This window comes from Variovorax sp. Varisp53 (assembly GCF_059491555.1).
On record NZ_CP168512.1, the window covers coordinates 5,238,610 to 5,258,906 of the forward strand.

Here is a 20,297-nt window from a genome sequence, read left to right on the forward strand (position 1 = left end):
GCCGATGAATGACAAAGGCCACATCCGCGGCACACTTGTTGCTCGAGTCAGTTATGCTGCGCCCCGCCCCATGAGTCTGTTTCTATTCAAGCGCCTCGCCACGCTGATCGGCACGTTGATCGGCGCCTCGGTCATCGTGTTCCTCGTGCTCGAGATCCTGCCCGGCAACGCCGCGCAGATGCTCATGGGCCCCGACGCCGCGCCCGAAGCCGTCGCCGCCCTTGCCACCAAGCTCGGCCTCGACCAGCCCGCGTGGACGCGCTACTGGCACTGGATCGGCGGCCTGCTCACCGGCAACCTCGGCGACAGCTACGCCTACAGCTCGCCCGTGCTCGACCTGATCCTCGAACGCCTCGCGCTCACTGTGCCGCTGGCCATGATGGCGATGGCCCTGACCGTCGTGATCGCGCTGCTGGTGGGCGTGACGGCTGCCGCACGCCACAACAAGCTCGGCGACGTCGGCCTGATGGGCATGGCCCAGGTCGGTATCGCGATTCCGAACTTCTGGTTCGCGATCCTGCTGATCCTCGTGTTCTCGGTGCAGCTGCAGTGGTTCTCCGCCGGGGGCTTCGAGGGCTGGGGCGAGGGCATCTTCGCGGGCATCAAGTCGCTGCTGCTGCCTGCGCTGTCGCTGGCGGTGGTGCAGGCCGCGATCCTCGCGCGCATCACGCGTTCGGCCGTGCTCGAAGTGATGCGGGAAGACTTCGTGCGCACCGCGCGTGCCAAGGGCGTGTCGCAGCGTGCCGTGCTGTGGACCCACGTGCTGCGCAACGCGATGATCCCCGTCATCACGGTGATGGGCATGCAGTTCTCCGAGCTGCTGGCCGGCACCATCGTGGTGGAGAACGTGTTCTACCTGCCGGGCCTGGGCCGGCTGATCTTCCAGGCCATCAGCAACCGCGACCTGATCGTGGTGCGCAACTGCGTGATGCTGCTGGCGGCCATGGTGGTGATCGTGAACTTCGTGGTCGACGTGCTGTACGCAGTGATCGACCCGCGCATCAAGGCCAGCGACATATGAGCTCCGTCATCACCGCTCCGAGTGCTGCGGCGCTCAAGGTACCGGGCTTCTGGCGCCGCGCATTGCACCACCGCAGCTTTGTGCTGGGCGGCGCGCTGACGCTGCTCCTGCTGCTCGCCGCCGCCATTTCGCTGGTCTGGACACCGTGGTCGCCCTACGACATGGACATGGCCAACAAGCTGAAGCCGCCGACAGGCGCGCACTGGCTGGGCACCGACACCTACGGCCGCGACGTAGCCTCGCTGCTGCTGGTCGGCGCGCGCGCGTCGATCCTTGTCGGCGTGATCGCGGTGGGCATCGGCCTCGTGGTCGGCACGGCGCTGGGCCTGCTGGCGGCCGCCAAGCGCGGCTGGGTCGAGGAAGCCATCATGCGGTTCACCGACTTCTCGCTGGCCTTCCCCGCGATCCTCTCGGCCATCATGATGACCGCCGTGTTCGGCGCGGGCATCGTCAACGCGATCATCGCCATCGGCATCTACAACATCCCCACGTTTGCGCGCATCACGCGCGCCTCGGCCAACGCCATCTGGTCGCGCGAGTACGTGGCCGCCGCGCGCGCCTGCGGCAAAGGCAGCTTCGCGATCACGATGCAGCACGTGCTGCCGAACATCTCGGCCGTGCTGATCGTGCAGATCACGATCCGCTTCGCGATCGCGATCCTTGCAGAGGCCGCCCTCTCCTACCTGGGCCTGGGCACGCAGCCGCCGCAGCCTTCGTGGGGCCGCATGCTCAGCGAGGCGCAGACGATGATGTTCCAGTCGCCGTTGCTCGCGGTGTTCCCCGGCATGGCGATCGCGCTCGCAGTGCTCGGCCTGAACCTGCTGGGCGACGGATTGCGCGACCTGCTCGATCCGCGCCTCGCGCGCGCAAGATAAGAAGCGCCATGCCCTTGCTCGAAGTCGAAGACCTCCACATCGAACTGCAGACGCAGCGCGGCCCCGCCGAGGCCGTGCGCGGCATCGACTTCACGCTGGAGCGCGGCGAGACGCTGGGCATCGTCGGCGAATCGGGCTGCGGCAAGTCGATCACCGTGATGTCGCTGATGGGCTTGCTGCCCTCGACCGCGAAGGTCACGGGCAGCATCCGCTTCGACGGCACCGAACTCGTCGGCCGCGACGAAAAGGCCATGTGCCGGATCCGCGGCAACCGCATCGGCATGATCTTCCAGGAGCCGATGACGGCGCTGAACCCCGTGCACACGATTGCGCGCCAGGTCGGCGAACCGCTGCGGCTGCATCGCGGGCTCTCGCAAGCCGACGCGCGCAAGGAAGTGCTCGCACTGCTCGACCGCGTGGGCATTCCCGACGCGGCCTCGCGCCTCGATGCCTACCCGCACCAGTTCTCCGGCGGCCAGCGCCAGCGCATCGGCATCGCGATGGCGCTCGCCTGCGGGCCCGACCTGCTGATTGCCGACGAGCCCACCACCGCACTCGACGTCACCATCCAGAAGCAGATCCTCGAACTCATCCAGGGCCTCGTGGCCGAGCGTGGCATGGCGCTGATCCTGATCTCGCACGACCTCGGCGTGATCGCGCAGACGGTCTCGAAGATGCTCGTGATGTACGGAGGCAGCGTGGTCGAGAGCGGCCCGACCGAGGCCGTGTTCGCGCGCCGTGCGCATCCCTACACGCAAGGCCTGTTCGCCGCGCGGCCCGCCATCGGCGCGCCGCGTGGCCTGCGTCTGGCCACCATCAGGGGCAGCGTGCCCGAACTGGTCGACCTGCCGCCGGGCTGCCCGTTCGCGGGCCGCTGCAGCTACACCATCGACGCCTGCAAGACCACACGGCCGCCAGCCACGATGCTGCCGCCAGACCACGCGGTGCGCTGCATCCGGCTCGAAGAAATCGCCGCGCAAGGGGCCATCGCACCATGAGTGCAACCACCGCTTCACCGCTGCTGCAGGTCACCGACCTCGTGCGCCACTACGCGCTGCCGCGCGAAAAGCTCTTCGGCCCGCCGCCGACCGTGAAGGCGCTCAATGGCGTGAGCTTCGAGGTGCGCGCCGGCAAGAGCGTCGGCATCGTGGGCGAATCGGGCTCGGGCAAGTCGACCATCGCGCGCCTCGTGATGGCGCTGGACACGCCGACTTCGGGCAGCGTGCGCCTCGAAGGCCGCGACCTGCACACGCTGTCGAAGGCCGAGCTGCGCACCGCGCGGCGCGATTTCCAGATGGTGTTCCAGGACCCCTACGGCTCGCTCGACCCACGCCAGACCGTCGCGCGCATCGTCGCCGAGCCGCTCGAGGCGCTGGCCGAAACGAGCCGCGCCGTGCAGCGCGAGCGTGCCTCCGAGGCGCTCGCCGCAGTCGGCCTGCGCACCACCGACATGGACAAGTACCCGCACGAGTTCTCGGGCGGCCAGCGCCAGCGCATTGCGATCGCACGCGCTCTCATCACGCGGCCCAAGCTCATCGTCGCCGACGAGCCCGTCAGCGCGCTCGACGTGTCGGTGCAGGCCCAGGTGCTCAATCTGATGCAGGACCTGCAGCAGCAGTTCGGCATCAGCTACCTGCTCATCAGCCACGACCTCGCGGTGGTCAACCACCTGTGCGACGAAGTGTGCGTGGTGTGGAAAGGCAAGATCGTCGAGCAGGGTCCGCCCGCCGAACTCTTCCACCACGCGCAGCACGAGTACACGCGCACGCTGCTCGACGCGGTGCCGCGCACGCCCGCGGGCGGCACGCTGCTGGCCGCCTGACATCGAAGCGTCGTCCGCCGCCTCTAGGATGAGTGGGTCATAAGCATCTGGTTGCGCAGACGCACCGGTCTCGCGGATGATGCCTGCCCCCTGTTCCGAGGACACCGCTTCATGCTCAAACGACGCACCCTGCTCGCCACCGGCGCCGCAGCCCTGGCCCCGCTCGCAGTGCCGATCGACGCCTTCGCGCAAAAGAAGAAGGACGCGCTGGTGCTCGGTCTCACGCTGGAGCCCACGGGGCTCGACCCCACGGCCAAGGCCGGCGCCGAGATCGCCGAGGTGGTGCTCTACACCGTCTTCGAAACGCTCACCAAGATCAATTCCGACGGCAGCGTCACCCCGCTGCTGGCCGAAAGCTGGGACATTTCGCCTGACTTGAAGACCTACACCTTCAAACTCAAGCGCGGCGTGAAGTTCCAGAACGGCGAGCCCTTCGACGCGCAGACCGTCAGGTTTTCGTTCGACCGCGCGGCCGCCGCCAACAGCACCAACAAGGACAAACGCACCTTCGCCAACATCGCGACGCAGGTGGTCGACGAGCACACCGTGGTGCTGATCACGAAGGAGATCGAGCCCGACCTGCTGTTCCTGCTCGGGCAGGCCTCCGCCATTCAGGTCGAACCGAAGACCGTCGAGGCCAACGCCACCAAGCCCGTCGGCACCGGCCCCTACAGGCTCGACAGCTGGGCCAAGGGATCGGGCATCGTGCTCGCCAAGTGGGACAGCTGGCGCAATGCCGACACGGTGCAGATCCGCAAGGCCAGCTTCCGCTTCATCTCCGAGCCGGCCGCGCAGACCGCCGCGCTGCTCTCGGGCGACGTCGATCTGTTTCCGCACGCCTCGGTGTCCCGCAGCCTGCCGCAGTTCCAGAACGACAAGCGCTTCCAGGTGGTCTTCAACGCCTCGCGCGGAAAGACCATCCTCGCCATCAACAACAGGCGCAAGCCGCTGGACGACGTGCGCGTGCGCCGCGCCATCGCCGCGGCCATCGACCGCAAGGCCGTGATCGAGGCTGCAGCGGACGGCCGCGGCGTGGCCATCGGCAGCCACTACGTGCCGGGCGCGCCGGGCTATGTCGACACCACCGGCGTCAACCCCTACAACGTCGAACGCGCAAGGCAGCTGCTGGCCGAAGCCGGCGTGAAGACACCGCTCGAACTCGAACTGGTGCTGCCGCCTCCACCCTATGCGCGCCAGGGCGGCGAGCTGATCGCCGCGCAGCTGGCCAAGGTGGGCATCGTTGCGAAGATCCAGAACGTCGAGTGGGCGCAATGGATCAGCGGCACCTACGGCAACAGGAACTACGACCTCTCGCTGATCCTGCACGTCGAGCCCTTCGACCTCGTGAACTACACCAAGCCCGAGTACTACTGGGGCTACCAGTCGGCGAAGTTCAACGAGATCTTCGACAAGGCGCGCAACGCGGCGCGCCCCGCCGACCGCCTGCGCTACCTCGGCGACGCGCAGCGGCTGCTGGCGGAAGACGCGGCCAACGTCTTCCTGTACCAGCCGCAGTTCATCACCGTCGCCGCGCGCAACCTGCGCGGGCTTTGGAAAGACACGCCGATCTTCGTGAACGACATCGCGGCCCTGTCCTGGGCTTGATCCGGACGGCCTTGCCTACGGGAACGTCCCGAGGAAAAACCGCCTCGCGGACCGAGCGGCGGCGCACCCGCTGCGAGAGAATGACCGGCTGCGCACGTGGCATCTTTCGTGCTGCGTGTCGTGTCTTTCGCGGCGTCGCGCCTCCCTTCGGGGCATGGCACACGCCGGAGCAGTCGTCATTCGAACCTGGCTTGTCTATCCGGAGATCACACGTATGTTGAACCGCCGCACCCTTCTCACCACCGCCGGTGCCACCGTTGCGCTGGCCACCCCGCTCGCCGGCATGGCGCAGGGCCGGAAGGACGCCATCGTGATCGGCATGGCGCTCGAACCGCCGGGGCTCGACCCGACCACCGGCGCCGCCGCCGCCATCGCCGAGGTCGTGCACTACAACATCCTCGAGACGCTCACCAAGATCAACGCCGACGGTAGCGTCACGCCGCTGCTGGCCGAGAGCTGGGAAGTTTCGCCCGACCTGAAGACCTACACCTTCAAGCTGCGGCGTGGCGTAAAGTACCAGAACGGCGAGCCCTTCAACGCCGCCGCCGTCAAGTTTTCCTTCGACCGTGCGGGCGGCGAGAAGAGCACCAACAAGGACAAGCGCACCTTCGCCAACCTCGCGACGCAGGTGGTGGACGATTACACCGTCGTCGTCATCAACAAGGAGATCGACCCCGACCTGCCCTTCGTGCTGGGCCAGGCCACGGCCGTGATCGTCGAACCCAAGAGCGCCGAGACCAACGCCAGCAAACCGGTCGGCACCGGCCCCTACAAGCTCGACAACTGGGCCAAGGGCTCGTCGCTCACGCTCAGCAAGTGGGACGGCTTCCGCAGCCCCGCCACCGCGAAGATCAACAAGGTCACGTTCCGCTTCATCTCCGACACGGCCGCGCAGGCGGCCGCCATGCTGTCGGGCGACGTCGACGTGTTCGCACGCATCGGCACGCGCGTGGTGCCGCAGTTCAAGGCGAACCCGCAGTTCCAGGTGATCCTGGCGGGTTCGCGCGCCAAGACCATCCTGTCGATCAACAACAGGAAGAAGCCGCTCGACGACGTGCGCGTGCGCCGCGCCATCCTCGCGGCCATCGACCGCAAGGCCGTGATCGAGGGCGCGGCCGACGGCTTCGGCGTGCCCATCGGCAGCCACTACGTGCCGGGCGCGGCGGGCTATATCGACACCACGGGCATCAACCCCTTCGACATCGAGAAGGCCAAGAAGCTGCTGGCCGAGGCCGGCGTGAAGACGCCGCTCGAACTGACGATGACGCTGCCGCCGCCGCCCTATGCGCGCCAGGGCGGCGAGGTGATCGTGGCCCAGCTCGCCAAGATCGGCATCGTGGTGAAGATTCAGAACGTCGAATGGGCGCAATGGCTCAGCGGCACCTACGGCAACAAGGACTACGACCTGTCGATCATTTCGCACGTCGAGCCCTTCGACCTCGGCAACTACGCCAAGCCGGACTACTACTGGGGCTACCAGTCGAAGGCCTTCAACGCGCTGTTCGACAAGATCAAGTCCACCGGCAACGCGGCCGAGCGCAACAAGCTGCTCGGCGACGCGCAGAAGATGCTGGCCACCGACGCGGCCAACGGCTTCCTGTACCAGCCGCAGTTCCCCACTGTCGCGAAGAAGAACGTCAAGGGCATCTGGAAAGAGAACCCGATCTTCGTGAACGACCTGTCGGCACTCTCATGGGGCTGAGCGACCTGTCCGCGCAGGAGCTTGCCGCTGCCTACCGCAGCCGCGAACTCTCGCCGGTCGAGGTCACGCAGGCCGTGATCGCGCAGGTGGAACGCTGGGAACCGCACCTGCAGGCCACCTGGCTGTTCCGCCCCGAGGCTGCGCTCGAACAGGCGCGCGCGTCGGAAGCACGCTGGCAGCGCGGCGATGCGCTCGGCCCGCTCGACGGCGTGCCCGCGACCATCAAGGAAAACATCGCCACGCGCGGCGACCCGATGCCAGCCGGCACCGCCGCGGTCGACCTGAAGCCCGCTGCGGCCGATGCACCGCCGGCCGCGCGCCTCAAGGAAGCCGGTGCGGTGATCGTGAGCAAGACCACCATGCCGGACTACGGCATGTTGTCCTCGGGGCTGTCGAGCTTTCACACGCTGGCGCGCAACCCGTGGGACCTGCGCCTGACGCCGGGCGGCTCCAGCGCAGGAGCTGGCGCCGCGGCGGCTGCCGGCTACGGCCCGCTGCACCTGGGCACCGACATCGGCGGGTCGCTGCGCCTGCCCGCGAGCTGGTGCGGCATCTTCACGCTGAAACCGAGCCTGGGGCGCATTCCGATCGACCCGCCCTACATGGGCCGTGCGGCAGGGCCGATGACCCGCACGGTGGGCGACGCCGCGCTGCTGATGCAGGCGCTGTCCCGGCCCGACGCGCGCGACAGCATGAGCCTGCCGCCGCAGGACATCGATTGGGCGAGCTTCGACGTGGCACCGGACCATCTGCGGGGCCTGCGTATCGGGCTGCTGCTCGACGCGGGCTGCGGACTGGCGGTCGAGCCCGAGATCCAGGCGGCGGTGGAAAACGCCGCGCGGCTGCTCGAAAAGGCCGGCGCGGTGATCGAGCCGATGCAGCCGTTCATGTCGCAGGCCATGCTCGACGGCATGGACCACTTCTGGCGCATGCGCTCGCTGGTGGACATGAAGGGCCTGCGCGCGGACCAGCGCGCGAAGGTGCTGCCGTACATCCGCGAATGGGCGGAGAGTGCGGCCGAGTTCAGCGGCGAGCACGTGTTCCGCGGCTTCAGCCAGTTCCACGCCACGCGCGTCGCCGCCGTGGCTGCATGCGCGCGCTTCGACTACGTGATTTCGCCCGTGTCGCCGAACATGCCTGCGGCAGCCGAGGCGCCCTCGCCCACCAACGACCCTCTGCGGCCGCTGGAGCACATCGGCTTCACCGTGCCGTTCAACATGTCGGAGCAACCGGCGGCTTCGGTGAACTGCGGTTACTCGGCGAGCGGGTTGCCGATCGGGCTGCAGATTGCGGGGCAGCGATTCGACGACCTCGGAGTGCTGCGCGTGTCGCGCGCCTTCGAGCAGATCCGCGAACCGCAGCGGCCCTGGCCGTTGCCGCCCGGCCGCTGACGGGAAGCGTCAGGTCGCCGCATACCGCCCCGGCTTGTGGTTGATCCAGAGAAAAAGCCCCATCACCACGGCAGCCAGCACCGACCACCCGACCCGCTGCGGCGGAATCACGAACAGGGCGAGCAGCACCACCGTGCAATCGATACCGATCTGCACCTTGCCCGCGGGCCAGCCGCGCTTTTCCTGCAGGTAGAGCGTGAGCACCGTCGCGCCGCCCAGGCTGGCGCGGTGGCGGGCGAGAAACAGGCAACCGGTGCCCAGCAGCAGGCCGCCGAGCACGGCCGCGAAGGCCGGGTGCAGGGAGTCGATGGACAGGTAGCGCGGCGCCAGGTCGGCCATCACCGAGAGCAATGCGATGGCCGAGAAGGTCTTGACCGTGAACGCGCGGCCCACGTGGCGCCAGGCGAACCAGTAGAACGGCAGGTTGACCAGGAAGAACAGCTTTCCGAAGCTCAGGCCGGTGGCGTAGTGCAGGAGAAACGCGAGGCCGGCCGTGCCGCCTGTAAGCAGCCCTGCCTGGCCGAACAGCATCATCGCGATGGCGACGAACAGCGTGCCCGAGAAAATGGCCTGTGCGTCGTCGAAGCGGGAGTGGCGCAGCAGATTCGGCGCAGTTGTGGGAGGTGGCGCATCCATGACAGGGGCTGACGCAAATCCCGCGCCACCCCTGGAGAGATTCTTCACATCAGGTGGGTCGCCAGCATCTCCCTCGCCCGGGTCACGAACGCGGTTTCCCCTTTGCGCCCCGCCAGAAGCTGGAAAGCGACACGCGGCAGGGCCGGCAGGCCATGCGGTGCCGCCAGCCGCGTCACGCCGTCGCTGATCGAGGACTCGTTGAGGCAGGCAACGCCCAGCCCCGCGGCCAGCGCGGATTGCAGGCCCGCGACACCCGACGCGACGTGCGCGAGCGCATAGGGCACGCGCCGGCGCCGCAGCAGCGCCACGGTGAACTGATGCAGCGAGCAGGTGTCCGGCAGGGCCAGCAGCCGCACCGGCTCCCCGCGCGCGAGCCGCATGCCCTCCGCGCCGAGCCACACCAGCGATTCGCGCCGCAGCACCGCGCCCCGGGCCTCCGGCGTGGAAGCCCCCGCGATGTTCATCGCAAGGCCCACGTCGAAATCGCCGTGCGCATAGGCCGCCCGCAGCGCATCGCTCTTCAGGATGCTGACGTGCAGCCGCACCTGCGGATAGCTCTCGCCGAGCCGCCCCAGCAGCCGCGTCAGGTCGCCGGGGCGGAAGTAGTCGGTGACCGCGAGGCGCAGCTCGCCCTGCAGCGTTTCGCCATGCAGGTCGCGAAATGCCTCGTCGCTCAGCGCCAGGATGCGCCGCGCATAGCCCAGCAGCCGCACACCCGCCTCGGTGGGAGCCACGCCCGCCTTGCTGCGCGTGAGCAGCGACTGCCCTGCCCGCTCTTCCAACTTGCGGATCTGCTCGCTCACCGACGACTGCGAGAGGAAGACGCGCGGCGCGGCCGCCGTAAGGCTGCCGGCGTCGACGACGGCGGCCAGCGTGCGCAATTGCTCCAGGTCGAATCCCTGCATGGTCAATCCATCCGTTTATCCGATGGAATTCATCATATCTTCCCGCTTTTCCGATGACCAGCAGGCTCCCACAATCACCCCATCGACAACCCATTCATCCAAGGAGTCCGCCATGCCCCACATCGTCGTCCACCTCTCCGGCCAACCCGACGCCGACCTCACCCGCAAGACCGTCGACGTGGTCGCCGAACTCACCCAGAGCGTGCTCGGCAAGCAGCTGCCGGTGATCGCCATCACCGTGCAGTACATCGCCGCCGACGCATGGTTCATCGGCGGCCAGTCTATGGCCTCGCAGGGAAAGTCAGCCTTCCATCTCGACATCAGCATCACCGACGAGACCAACACCAAGGCCGAGAAGGCGCGCTACCTGCGCGAGGTGCACGCGGCCATGGCGAAGATCCGGCCGGACCTGCACGAGGTGTCGTACATCCACGTGATCGACGCGCGCGGCGCAGCTTACGGCTACGGCGGCAAGACGCAGGAGTACCGGCACCAGCAGGCCGGTGTCTAGAGCCCGTCGTTGAAGCATCCCGGAGGGCATGGCACCATGCACCATGCCCTCCGGAACCCCCACGAACAACGCCCTGCACTTCGCCGACAGCCTCGGCAATGCTCTCACCCTCGACGAGGCCGCCAGCCTGCCGCTGGTCGACGATTTCGTCATGGGCTTCATCTCCAGCGAGGCACGCGCCGTCAACCTGCTCGCGGCAGCCGACACCGACGCGAGCCCCATCGTGCAGGCCTACTGCGCCACGCTGCACCTGTTCGCCGAATCGAGCGAGGCTGCTGCCAACGCGCGGCCGTTCCTCGTGACGTCCCGCGCCGGCGCTGCTCACGCAACGCCGCGCGAGCAGCGCTACATCGCGGCCGTCGAGGCATGGGCCGAGGGCGACATCGCCCGAGCCATCGCGCTGCATGCCGAGCAGGCCCGCGAGCATCCGCGCGACCTCGTGTCGGTCAAGCTCGGCCAGTACCACTGCTTCAACACCGGCGACTGCCCCGGCATGCTGAGGCTCGCGCTGGCGGTGCTGCCACATGCAGCCGACGTGCCCTACGTGCACGGCATGGCGGCCTTCGGCTACGAGCAGTGCCACCTGATGCGCGAGGCCGAGGCGAGCGCGCGCCGCGCCATCGCCATGTGCCGCAAGGAGCCGTGGGCGCACCATGCGCTGGCGCACGTGATGCTCACCGAGGGCCGGCTCTCGGAAGGCCTGGCGTTCATGGAGAGCGTGAGCGACACATGGACCGGCCTCAACTCCTTCATGGTCACGCACAACTGGTGGCACGTGGCGCTGTTCCTCATCGACTTGGGCCGTGATGCCGATGCGCTCGCGGTGTACGACGAGCACGCCTGGGGCGTGGTGAAGGACTACTCGCAGGACCAGATCGGCGCCGTCTCGTTGCTCGCGCGGCTTGAGCTCGCGGGTATCGACGTGGGCGCCCGCTGGGACGACGTGGCGGGCTATCTGCTGCAACGCCAGGCCGACCACGTGCTGCCCTTTCTCGACCTGCAATACCTCTACGGTCTGGCGCGCGCCGGCCGACCCGAGGCCGAAGTCCTGCTGCGCAACATCGTGGCCTTCGCGCCGCATGCGCCGGCATCGACTCGAGCGGCATGGCAGCGCGTCTGCGTGCCGGCCGCGCACGGGCTGGTGGCGCACGCGCGCGGCGATCTCGCGGCGGCCATCGAAGGGCTGGGCACGGCCCTGCCGCGCATGATCGAGATCGGCGGCAGCCACGCGCAGCGCGATCTGTTCGAGCAGCTGTACCTCGATGCGCTGGTGCGCAGCGGCACCGAGGCTTCGCTGTCCGCAGCCCAGGGCATCCTGCAGCAGCAGCTCAACGGCCAGCCCGAGTCGCTGCGGCTGCGTCGGCAGACAGCGGCGGTGTATGAGCGCCTAGGCCTCGGACAGCTTACGACGCACGCCTGAGCGCTCCTGCGAGCATGGCCCGGCAGCCCATGCCTTCAGGTCATGGGGCACGGTGCAAAAGGAATTGGCGATGGCGTGGAGGCGGCTCCTAAACTGGCCGCTCCATATCGACAAGACGCCCTCAAGGCCTCATCAAGGCCCCAATGCCCATGCACAAGTCTCTCGTCACGCTGGCCGTTCTCTCGGCCCTCGCCCCCTTCGCACCCACCCTGCACGCCGCCGACGAAACGCCCGTCGCCCTCGACCTGCTGCTGCGCGGCGGCACCGTCTACACGGGCGACTCCGACACGCCGGTGGTGGGCGATGTCGGCATCGCTGGCGACCGCATCGTGTTCGCGGGCAAGGCGGCGCCGGCGCAGTTCACGGCAAGGCGCGTGATCGACGCCACGGGCATGGTGGTGGCGCCAGGCTTCATCGACGCCCACACGCACGCGGATGCCGACCTGCACTCGAACGACCCGAAGAAGCGCCTCAACATCCCGTTCATCACGCAGGGCGTGACCACCGCGGTGATCGGCAACGACGGCTTCGGCGGCTTCGACATCGCCGCGCAGACGCAGAAGCTGCGCGCCGCGCCGGTGGGCACCAACGTGGCCATGTACGTGGGCTTCGGCCCCGTGCGCATGAGCGAGCTGGGTGAGGCCAACCGGGCTCCGATGCCCGAACAGCTCGAGGCGATGAAGAAGCGCGTGAGCCAGGGCATGTGCGAAGGCGCCCTTGGCCTTTCGACGGGGCTCTTCTACACGCCGCAGAACTTCTCGAAGACCGAGGAGGTCATCGAGCTCGCGAAGGTGGCGGCGCGGCACGGCGGCCTGTACGACAGCCACATCCGCGACGAGTCCATGTACAACATCGGCCTCAAGGGCTCCATCGACGAGGTGATCCGCATCGGCCACGAGGCGAAGCTGCCGGTGCACGTGGCGCACATCAAGGCGCTGGGCGTCGACGTGCAGGGCCAGAGCGGCGACATCATCAAACGCATCGAGAAGGAACGCGCGGGCGGGCTGGACATCACGGCCGACCACTATCCGTGGACTGCGTCGAGCACGCGCTTCTCGGCCGCGCTGCTGCCGCCCTGGGCCAACGAAGGCGGCCGCGCGGCAACGCTGCAGCGCTTCGACGACGCCTCTCAGCAGGAGCGGCTGCGCAAGGACATGCGCGAGAACCTGCGGCTGCGCGGCGGCCCCGAGACCATCCTGTTCTCGGCCGGCAGCACGAAGTACGTGGGCAAGACGCTGGCCGACGTGGCCAAGGCGTCGAATGCCGATCCGGTGGATGCCGCCATCGCGGTGCTGCGCGACGGCGACCTGATGATCGCGTCGTTCAACCAGAGCGACGACGACGTGCGCGCCTTCATGAAGCGGCCGTGGGTCATGACCTCGTCCGACTCGTCGCTGGGCCATCCGCGCGCCTACGGCACCTTCGCGCGCAAGTACGACCAGTACGTGGTGAAGGAGCACACGATCTCGCTGGCGCAGTTCATCCGCAGCAGCTCGTCCCTCACGGCCGACACGCTGGGGCTGAAGCAGCGCGGGCACCTGCGCCCGGGCTACTACGCGGACGTGGTGGTGTTCGACCCGGCGCGCTATGCGGCGAAGGCCACCTACACGCAGCCTGCGCTGCTGTCGGAAGGCGTGAGCACGGTGCTGGTGAACGGCCAGCTCGCGGTCGACGGCGGCAAGCCCACGGGCGTTGGCGCCGGGCTGCCGTTGCTGCGCACGCCGAAGGCGGGCAGCTGCGGCTGAGGCCGCTTGCCCGGCCTCAGTCTTTCTTGTCCTTCAGGTGGCGCGTCTGGTCGTAGGTCGGCTGCGCCGGCAGGTCGGCCAGGTGCCGCGTGTCGGCCCATTCGACGATCTCGATCGCCTCGGGCTCGGCCGGATCGGCGATGCGGATGCGGTTGAAGCCCGCGTTGGGAATGTCGCTGCGGCGCGGCCCGCTCAGGCTCAGGCCCCTGGCGGTGCGCCACACCATGTCGAGCACGCCGCCATGCGTGACGACGATCAGGTGCTGCCCCCTGTGCGTGGCAGCGATGCTGCCCAGCGCCGCGATGATGCGCGTGTGGAATTCGCGCGCCGTCTCGCCCTCGGGCATGGCGTGATCCTCGCGGAACTCCAGCCACTCTTCCCAGGCACGCGGATGCAGGCTCTGGATCTCGTCGGAGCGCATGCCCTCGACCACGCCGAAAAATTGCTCGCGCAGTCCCGCCGAGGTCACCACCGGCAGCGACAGCTGCGACGCGGCGGGCGCGGCCGTCTGCTGCGCGCGCATCAGGTCGCTGCTGATGATGTGCTGCACCGCGCTCTCGCCGGCCAGCCGCAGGCCGATGCGGCGCGCCTGCTCGTGGCCGATGTCGTTGAGCGGGACATCCGCGTGCCCCTGGAAGCGCAGTTCGCGGTTCCAGGCGGTTTCGCCATGGCGGATGAGGATCAGGTCGGTGGTGGTGTCGGGCTTGGGCGTTGGCATCGGCGTCCATTTTCCACCGCATTCGCGCAGAATCTCTCTCCATGCCCAATCTCATCCTGCTGCCCGGCCTCGCCTGCGACGAGCGCATCTGGGAGGCCCAGTTGTCCGCACTTCCCCCCGCCTTCGGCGCCCGCGTGAGCGACGCCCAGCGGCACCACGACACCATCGAGGGCATGGCCGCCGCCGTGCTGCGCGACAACGACGGCCCGCTGGTACTGTGCGGCGCCTCGATGGGCGGCATGGTCGCCATGGAAGCTGCCCGCCAGGCGCCCGGGCGCATCGCGGGGCTCGCGCTGCTCGGCACCAGCGCGCGGCCCGAGACGCCCGACATGTCCAGGCTGCGCGCAGGTGCCATCGAATACTTCGAGCGCGGCGAGGTGCGCGACGTGATCGAGCCGAACGTCTACTTCGCCTTCCACCCCGCGCAGGCAGCCGATCAGGTGCTGGTGCAGCGCTATCTCGACATCGTGCTCGGCGCGGGCGCGCAGCAGCTCATCAGCCAGAACCGCGCGGTGATGCACCGGCCCGATGCGCGGCTGCATCTTGCGTCTCTGCGCGTGCCGGTGCTGCTGGTGTGCGGGGACGACGACCGGCTCGCGCCGCCCGAGTGCACGCGCGAGATGGCGGCGCTGCTGCCGCAGGCGCAAGTCGCGTGGGTGCCCGACTGCGGCCACATGCTGACGATGGAGAAGCCCAAGTTCGTCAACGCCGCGCTCAACGGCTGGTTGGCGAAGCACTTCCCGGGCCCCTGAGCCGCCTCGGCGGTTCAGTGCAGCTGGCCGCCGGTTTCGGCGATGTCGCGCTTCACCGCGAGCGCGGTGCCCACGGCGACGCGCAGGGCCGCGATCATCGTTTCCAGCGACATGCTCGGCGCCCCCGGAAAGCGCGCCGCCTGCTCGGGCAGGTACGGAATGTGGATGAAGCCGCCTCGCAGCCCCGGCACCGGGTGCATTGCGATGCGGTGCATCAGGCCGTAGAAGATGTGGTTGCAGACGAAGGTGCCGGCGCTGTTCGACACCGAGGCCGGTACGCCGGCCGCGCGCAATTCGCGCACCATGGCCTTGATCGGCAGCGTCGAGAAGTACGCCGCAGGCCCCCCGGGCACCACGGGCATGTCGACGGGTTCGCGGCCCTTGTTGTCGGCCACGCGGGCATCGTCGACGTTGATGGCGACGCGCTCCGGCGTGACCTCCGCGCGCCCACCGGCCTGGCCGATGCACAGCACCAGCTGCGGCTGGAGCTCGTCCATCGCGCTGGCGAGTGCGTCGATGGCCTCGCCGAACACGCAGGGCATCTGGCGCGCATGCACCGTCGCGCGGCCGATCTTCCAGCCGTCGAGCGCGCGCACGGCTTCCCACGAGGGGTTGATGGCTTCCCGCTCGAACGGATCGAAACCGGTCAGCAGGACATCGACGGGCTTTGCCACGGCCTGATGCTCGCGTCCGCGGCCGTCAGGCCAGCGCCCGGACGGCGATGCCTTCCTGCTCCAGCCGTTCGCGGATGCGGCGCGCAAAGGCCAGCGCGTGCGCGCCGTCGCCATGCAGGCACACGGTTTGCGCATTGACGGGCACGACGCTGCCGTCGATGGCGGTCACCCGGCGGTCGCGCACCAGCGAGAGCGTCTGCGCGATCGACTGCTCCTCGCTCTCGATCAGCGCGCCGGGCTGGCTGCGCGGCACGAGGCTGCCGTCGGGCATGTAGCCGCGGTCGGCGAACACTTCTTCCACGGGCACGAGACCGGCGCGGCGGGCCGCGTCGATCATGTTGCTGCCCGCGAGGCCGAAGAACCTGAGGGATGGATCGAAGCGGCGCACGGCCTCGCACAGCGCCTCGGCGAGCTCGGGCTCCTTCACGGCCTGGTTGTAGAGCTGGCCGTGGGCCTTCACATGCGAGAGCCTGCCACCCTCGGCCTTCACGATGGCCGCCAGCGCACCCACCTGGTAGAGCACGTTGGCCACGATCTCCTCGGGCGGCAGGTGCATGGTGCTGCGGCCGAAGTTCTCGCGGTCGGGGAAGCTGGGGTGCGCGCCGATGGCCACGCCGTTGCGCATCGCCCAGCGCACGCACTGCTGCATGGTCTTCGCGTCGCCCGCGTGCCAGCCGCAGGCGATGTTGGCGGAACTCACGAGCGCGAGCAGTGCTTCGTCGTTGCCTGCGCCTTCGCCGAGGTCGGCATTGAGGTCGATTTGCATGGTGGGCTTCCTCTTTTCGCGATTTCCCGCGAAGTCTATGTCGCGCTCGGCCAGCCTGCAGCGGCCAGCCCCTGTGCCACCTGCGACAGGTAGCGCTGCTGCGCGGCCCATGCAGCCAGCGCCTTCGGCTGGTCGACCTGCACGAGGCGCAGTTGGCCGTTGAGCGGCGCCTGCGCGAGCTTCCAGAGGTCGGCGCGGATGACCACGCCGATGCGCGGATAGCCGCCCGTGGTCTGCGCGTCGCCCATCAGGATGATCGGCTGGCCCGAGGGCGGCACCTGGATCGTGCCGGGAATCACGCCCGACGAGAGCATGTCGCCGCTGTGTTTGCGCTTGAGTTCGGCGCCCGCGAGCCGGCTGCCCATGCGGTTGCTCTGCGGCGTGATGCGCCAGCGCTCGCCCCACAGCAGCTCGCGTGCGGCCGGCGTGAACAGCTCGAACTCGGGGCCGGGCAGCACGCGCAGGACGATGGCGCCGTCGTCTTCGTCGGGGCCCCAGTCGGGACCGCGCAGGCCGAAGGCACGGCGTTCACGTTGTGCTGCATCGAGAGAGGAGGCACCCATCGGGAGCCGGTCGCCCTTGCGCAGCGCACGGCCTTCGAGGCCGCCGAAGCCGGCCTTGAGGTCGGTGCTGCGCGAGCCGAGGACCGGGGGCACGTCGATGCCGCCCGCCACCGCGAGCCAGCTGCGCAGGCCGGTCTTCTTCACGCCGGGCGCGTTGGCACCGGCGAGCCTGAGCGTCTGGCCGGCCGCGACCGGCACGCTCCAGAAGGGCCACAGCGGCACGCCGTCGAGGCTGGCGCCGAAGCCGTCGCCGGTGAGGGCGATGCGCGTGGCGGCTTCGAACTGCAGCTCGCAGCCGCCCATCGTGAGTTCGAGGCCCGCCGCGCCGTCGGCATTGCCGACGAGCCGGTTGGCCAGCGTGAGCGACAGCATGTCGAGCGCGCCGCCCGGGCAGATGCCGAGCTGGCGATGGCCATGCCGGCCCAGGTCCTGCACCGAGGCGAGCACGCCGGGCTTGCGCACGGCGATCATGCCTGCACGCTTTCTGCAACGAAGCGCACGCGGTCGCCGGGGCGCAGCAAGGTGGGAGGTTCGGCCGCCGGATCGAACAGCTCCAGCGGGGTGCGGCCGATCAGCTGCCAGCCGCCCGGCGACACCAGCGGATAGATGCCGGTCTGCTCGCCGCCGATGCCGACCGAGCGCGCGGGCACGGCGGTGCGCGGCTCGGCCCGGCGCGGCGTGGCCAGCTCGGGCGGCAACCCGCCCATGAAGGCAAAGCCCGGCAGAAAGCCCAGCAGGTAGACGACGTACTCGGCGCCGCTGTGCCGCCGCACCACCTCGGCCGGCGTGAGGCCGGTGTGGGCCGCGACGTCGGCAAGGTCCGGCCCGTGCTCGCCGCCGTAGGCCACCGGGATCTCGACCAGCCGGCCCTCGACGGCACCGCTCGGCAGCCTGGGCCAGGCTTCGAGGACTTGCGCGGTGAGCGTGTCGAGATCGATCACCGTCGGGTCGAACGTGAGCGTGAGGTTGTTCATGCCCGGTAGCGTTTCGCCGACGCCCGGCCATTGCTGCGCCTGCCGGGCCAGCGCCCAGATGCGCTGCTGCTGCACCAGCGTGGCCGGCGCGGGCAGCTCGCACAGCAGCGCTGCATCGCCCAGCAGGTGCAGCCGGGGCAAGGGGATGTCGCTCACCTCACGCCGGCCCGCAGTTCAGGCTGGACTTTTCGCGGAACACCGTGGAACCGGCTTTGCCGGGCCACCGGTGTTGCCCCCGGCGAGGGGGTTGGCGAAGCGACACGAAGTGCGCGCAGCCTGGGGGAGAGCCTATTCACGCCCGAGGCTGCGGACTTTGGCCGCCAGTTGCTGCCCCACATTGGGAGAGACGAACTTGTGGACTTCACCGCCGAGCATGGCGATTTCGCGCACGAAAGTGCTGGAGATGAACTGGTACTTGTCGCTGGGCGTCAGGAACACGGTCTCGACATCGGGCATCAGCGAGCGGTTCATGCCCGCGAGCTGGAACTCGTAGTCGAAGTCGGTCACGGCACGCAGGCCGCGCACCATGGCCTTGCCGCCGCGCGCCACGACGAAGTCGCGCAGCAGGCCCGAGAAGCTTTCGACGGTGACCTGGTCGCTGTAGGGCTTCACGGCATCGCGGGCCATGTCCATGCGTTCGGAGAGCGTGAACAGCGCCTTCTTGTGGTGGCCCGCGGCGACCGCGACGATCACCTTGGAGAAGAGCTGGGTTGCGCGCCGCACCACGTCCTCGTGACCGAGGGTGATGGGGTCGAAAGTGCCGGGGTAAACCGCGATCACGTTGCTGGCCATGGTTGCTTCTTCCTCATGCTGCCGGTGCGGCTTGTTCGGCGGATTATGCAGTCCTATCCGCCGCGCGCTGCAGCAGATGGGCGTGAACGGCGCCGGCCTTGAGGTAACGAAAACCGACAAGGCCGAAGGCGGCAAGTTCTTCGTCGCTCCAGCGGCGCGGCGCTTCGAGGTACACCGAGCCGCCGGCACGCAGCGCGCGCGCGGCGGCGCGCAGCGCCGGCTCGTAGAGCGCGGTGCTGTCGAATGGCGGATCGAGGAACACGGCATCGAGGCTGCCGGCCGGCACCCGTTCGAGCGCGGTCACCCCGTTGCCGCGCCCGATGCGCACGGCCTCGGCGGCCAGCTTGGTCTTCGTGGCCTGCAACTGGGCGGCCAGTGCGGCGTCCTGCTCGCACAGCAGCACGTTCGCAGCGCCGCGCGAGGCGGCCTCGAAGCCGAGCGCGCCGGTGCCCGCGAAGGCGTCGACGCACTGCCAGCCGGGCAGTTCGCCGCCACCGGCGCCGGCCAGGCTTGCGAGCCAGTTGAACAGCGTTTCGCGCACGCGGTCGGGCGTGGGGCGCAGGCCGGGCTTGTCGGCCACGGCGAGGCGGGTGCGCTTCCATTCGCCGCCGATGATGCGCACTTCGCTGGGCCGCGACGGACGCTTGGGTGCAGCAGGTGCGGAAGGACGTTTGGCGGGGGCGGCTTTCTGGGGCATGCGGCGAGCTTAACGCCGCCGTCCAGGCACCTTCTCAGACTCCAGCCAGTGCGCGCCGCGCCAGCATGGCCGCCAGCACGAGCATGGTTCCGCCCACGAGTGCGTCGAGCATCCGCCAGGCGCGCGGACGTGCGAACACCGGCGCGAGCAGCCTTGCGCCGAAGCCCAGCGAGGTGAACCACAACGCGCTTGCCGTGGCCGCACCCGCCACGAACCACAGCTTGAGCAGCCCCGCGTACTGCGCCCCCGCGCTGCCCACGAGCAGCACCGTGTCGAGATAGACATGCGGATTCAGCAGCGTGAAGCCGGCCACCTGCGCCACCACGGCCGCACGCGACAGCGAAACGCCCCGCGCCGTGGCCTGCAGCGCGGCGGACCGGCGCGAGCGCCAGAGCGCCTTCAATCCGTAGCCGCAAAGAAACGCCGCGCCGAGCCCCGCGAGCACCGTGGCCAGTATCGGCCGCCCTTGCAGCGCCTGCGCCATGCCGGCCACCCCCGCGCCGATCAACACCGCGTCGCTGGCCGCGCAGAACAGCACCACCGCACCCACATGCTCGCGGCGCAAGCCCTGGCGCAACACATAGGCGTTCTGCGCGCCGATGGCAACGATGAGGACCAGGCTCATGAAGAGCCCGTTGACGAAGGCGGTGGTGGCGTGGACGGCTTGCATGCTTCGAGCTTGCCGCTGGACGCCAGTTAACTCAAACTAAACTTTCTAACGCCAGTTC

General features: G+C 69.0%; 21 protein-coding genes. 11 read left to right on the forward strand and 10 right to left on the reverse strand.

What is annotated here, in order from left to right:
• Positions 1-70 precede the first annotated feature (70 nt).
• From ACEOAB_RS24610 to ACEOAB_RS24640, 7 genes are all read left to right on the forward strand, one after another.
• Positions 71-1,021 (forward strand): ABC transporter permease, encoded by a 951-nt coding sequence (locus ACEOAB_RS24610; protein WP_413748131.1) that lies wholly within the window; start codon positions 71-73, stop codon positions 1,019-1,021.
• Positions 1,018-1,896, forward strand: coding sequence for an ABC transporter permease (locus ACEOAB_RS24615; RefSeq protein WP_413748132.1), 879 nt, complete (start codon positions 1,018-1,020; stop codon positions 1,894-1,896). The genes ACEOAB_RS24610 and ACEOAB_RS24615 overlap by 4 nt, the downstream gene beginning before the upstream one ends.
• Positions 1,897-1,904: 8 nt before the next feature.
• Positions 1,905-2,894: an ABC transporter ATP-binding protein gene (locus tag ACEOAB_RS24620; protein ID WP_413748133.1), complete on the forward strand. Its 990-nt coding sequence runs from the start codon at positions 1,905-1,907 to the stop codon at positions 2,892-2,894.
• A complete protein-coding gene (locus ACEOAB_RS24625) occupies positions 2,891-3,718 on the forward strand; it encodes an ATP-binding cassette domain-containing protein (protein ID WP_495653156.1) in 828 nt (275 codons plus the stop codon). Before ACEOAB_RS24620 ends, ACEOAB_RS24625 begins: the two co-directional genes overlap by 4 nt.
• 111 nt (positions 3,719-3,829) lie before the next feature.
• Complete coding sequence (locus ACEOAB_RS24630) at positions 3,830-5,323, forward strand: ABC transporter substrate-binding protein (protein WP_413751090.1); 1,494 nt, start codon at positions 3,830-3,832, stop codon at positions 5,321-5,323.
• 214 nt (positions 5,324-5,537) lie between these two features.
• Positions 5,538-7,025, forward strand: coding sequence for an ABC transporter substrate-binding protein (locus tag ACEOAB_RS24635; protein WP_413751089.1), 1,488 nt, complete (start codon positions 5,538-5,540; stop codon positions 7,023-7,025).
• Complete coding sequence (locus ACEOAB_RS24640; protein ID WP_495653157.1) at positions 7,016-8,416, forward strand: amidase; 1,401 nt, start codon at positions 7,016-7,018, stop codon at positions 8,414-8,416. Before ACEOAB_RS24635 ends, ACEOAB_RS24640 begins: the two co-directional genes overlap by 10 nt.
• 9 nt (positions 8,417-8,425) lie before the next feature.
• On the opposite strand, the gene ACEOAB_RS24645 is transcribed toward ACEOAB_RS24640, so the two are convergent.
• Both ACEOAB_RS24645 and ACEOAB_RS24650 read right to left on the reverse strand, forming a co-directional pair.
• A complete protein-coding gene (locus ACEOAB_RS24645) occupies positions 8,426-9,052 on the reverse strand; it encodes a YitT family protein (protein WP_413751002.1) in 627 nt (208 codons plus the stop codon).
• Between the two features lie 44 nt (positions 9,053-9,096).
• Entirely contained in the window at positions 9,097-9,957 is an 861-nt protein-coding gene (locus ACEOAB_RS24650; RefSeq protein WP_056595139.1) for a LysR family transcriptional regulator, read from the reverse strand.
• 112 nt (positions 9,958-10,069) lie between these two features.
• Between ACEOAB_RS24650 and ACEOAB_RS24655 the strand changes: the two genes are divergently transcribed.
• The 3 genes from ACEOAB_RS24655 to ACEOAB_RS24665 all read left to right on the forward strand — a co-directional run bounded on the left by ACEOAB_RS24655 (position 10,070) and on the right by ACEOAB_RS24665 (position 13,633).
• The gene (locus ACEOAB_RS24655) at positions 10,070-10,468 is read left to right on the forward strand and encodes a tautomerase family protein (RefSeq protein WP_413751003.1); all 399 of its coding nucleotides are present in this window, start codon (positions 10,070-10,072) and stop codon (positions 10,466-10,468) included.
• A 43-nt stretch (positions 10,469-10,511) separates the two neighbouring features.
• Positions 10,512-11,888, forward strand: coding sequence for a tetratricopeptide repeat protein (locus ACEOAB_RS24660; protein WP_495653158.1), 1,377 nt, complete (start codon positions 10,512-10,514; stop codon positions 11,886-11,888).
• 149 nt (positions 11,889-12,037) lie between these two features.
• Positions 12,038-13,633, forward strand: coding sequence for an N-acyl-D-amino-acid deacylase family protein (locus ACEOAB_RS24665; protein ID WP_413751180.1), 1,596 nt, complete (start codon positions 12,038-12,040; stop codon positions 13,631-13,633).
• A gap of 16 nt (positions 13,634-13,649) precedes the next feature.
• Here ACEOAB_RS24665 and ACEOAB_RS24670 read toward each other — a convergent pair whose 3' ends face one another.
• Positions 13,650-14,351 carry a histidine phosphatase family protein gene (locus tag ACEOAB_RS24670; protein ID WP_413751181.1) on the reverse strand — a complete coding sequence of 234 codons (702 nt, stop codon included), beginning with the start codon at positions 14,349-14,351 and terminating at the stop codon, positions 13,650-13,652.
• Between the two features lie 41 nt (positions 14,352-14,392).
• Here ACEOAB_RS24670 and ACEOAB_RS24675 point away from each other — a divergent pair, with 41 nt between their 5' ends.
• Positions 14,393-15,103 (forward strand): alpha/beta fold hydrolase, encoded by a 711-nt coding sequence (locus ACEOAB_RS24675; protein WP_495653159.1) that lies wholly within the window; start codon positions 14,393-14,395, stop codon positions 15,101-15,103.
• Between the two features lie 14 nt (positions 15,104-15,117).
• Here ACEOAB_RS24675 and pcp read toward each other — a convergent pair whose 3' ends face one another.
• From pcp to ACEOAB_RS24710, 7 genes are all read right to left on the reverse strand, one after another.
• Positions 15,118-15,777: a pyroglutamyl-peptidase I gene (gene pcp, locus ACEOAB_RS24680; RefSeq protein WP_056595148.1), complete on the reverse strand. Its 660-nt coding sequence runs from the start codon at positions 15,775-15,777 to the stop codon at positions 15,118-15,120.
• A gap of 25 nt (positions 15,778-15,802) precedes the next feature.
• On the reverse strand, positions 15,803-16,543 hold the full coding sequence (gene pxpA / locus ACEOAB_RS24685) for a 5-oxoprolinase subunit PxpA (RefSeq protein WP_413751333.1): 741 nt from the start codon (positions 16,541-16,543) through the stop codon (positions 15,803-15,805).
• A 35-nt stretch (positions 16,544-16,578) separates the two neighbouring features.
• A complete protein-coding gene (locus ACEOAB_RS24690) occupies positions 16,579-17,577 on the reverse strand; it encodes a 5-oxoprolinase subunit C family protein (protein ID WP_495653160.1) in 999 nt (332 codons plus the stop codon).
• The gene (gene pxpB, locus ACEOAB_RS24695; RefSeq protein ID WP_495653853.1) at positions 17,574-18,221 is read right to left on the reverse strand and encodes a 5-oxoprolinase subunit PxpB; all 648 of its coding nucleotides are present in this window, start codon (positions 18,219-18,221) and stop codon (positions 17,574-17,576) included. The genes ACEOAB_RS24690 and pxpB overlap by 4 nt, the downstream gene beginning before the upstream one ends.
• Before the next feature lie 147 nt (positions 18,222-18,368).
• The gene (gene coaD / locus ACEOAB_RS24700) at positions 18,369-18,872 is read right to left on the reverse strand and encodes a pantetheine-phosphate adenylyltransferase (protein WP_007836315.1); all 504 of its coding nucleotides are present in this window, start codon (positions 18,870-18,872) and stop codon (positions 18,369-18,371) included.
• 43 nt (positions 18,873-18,915) lie between these two features.
• Positions 18,916-19,569 carry an RsmD family RNA methyltransferase gene (locus ACEOAB_RS24705; protein WP_495653161.1) on the reverse strand — a complete coding sequence of 218 codons (654 nt, stop codon included), beginning with the start codon at positions 19,567-19,569 and terminating at the stop codon, positions 18,916-18,918.
• A gap of 34 nt (positions 19,570-19,603) precedes the next feature.
• Positions 19,604-20,239, reverse strand: coding sequence for a LysE/ArgO family amino acid transporter (locus tag ACEOAB_RS24710; RefSeq protein ID WP_413750970.1), 636 nt, complete (start codon positions 20,237-20,239; stop codon positions 19,604-19,606).
• Between the last annotated feature and the right edge of the window lie 58 nt (positions 20,240-20,297).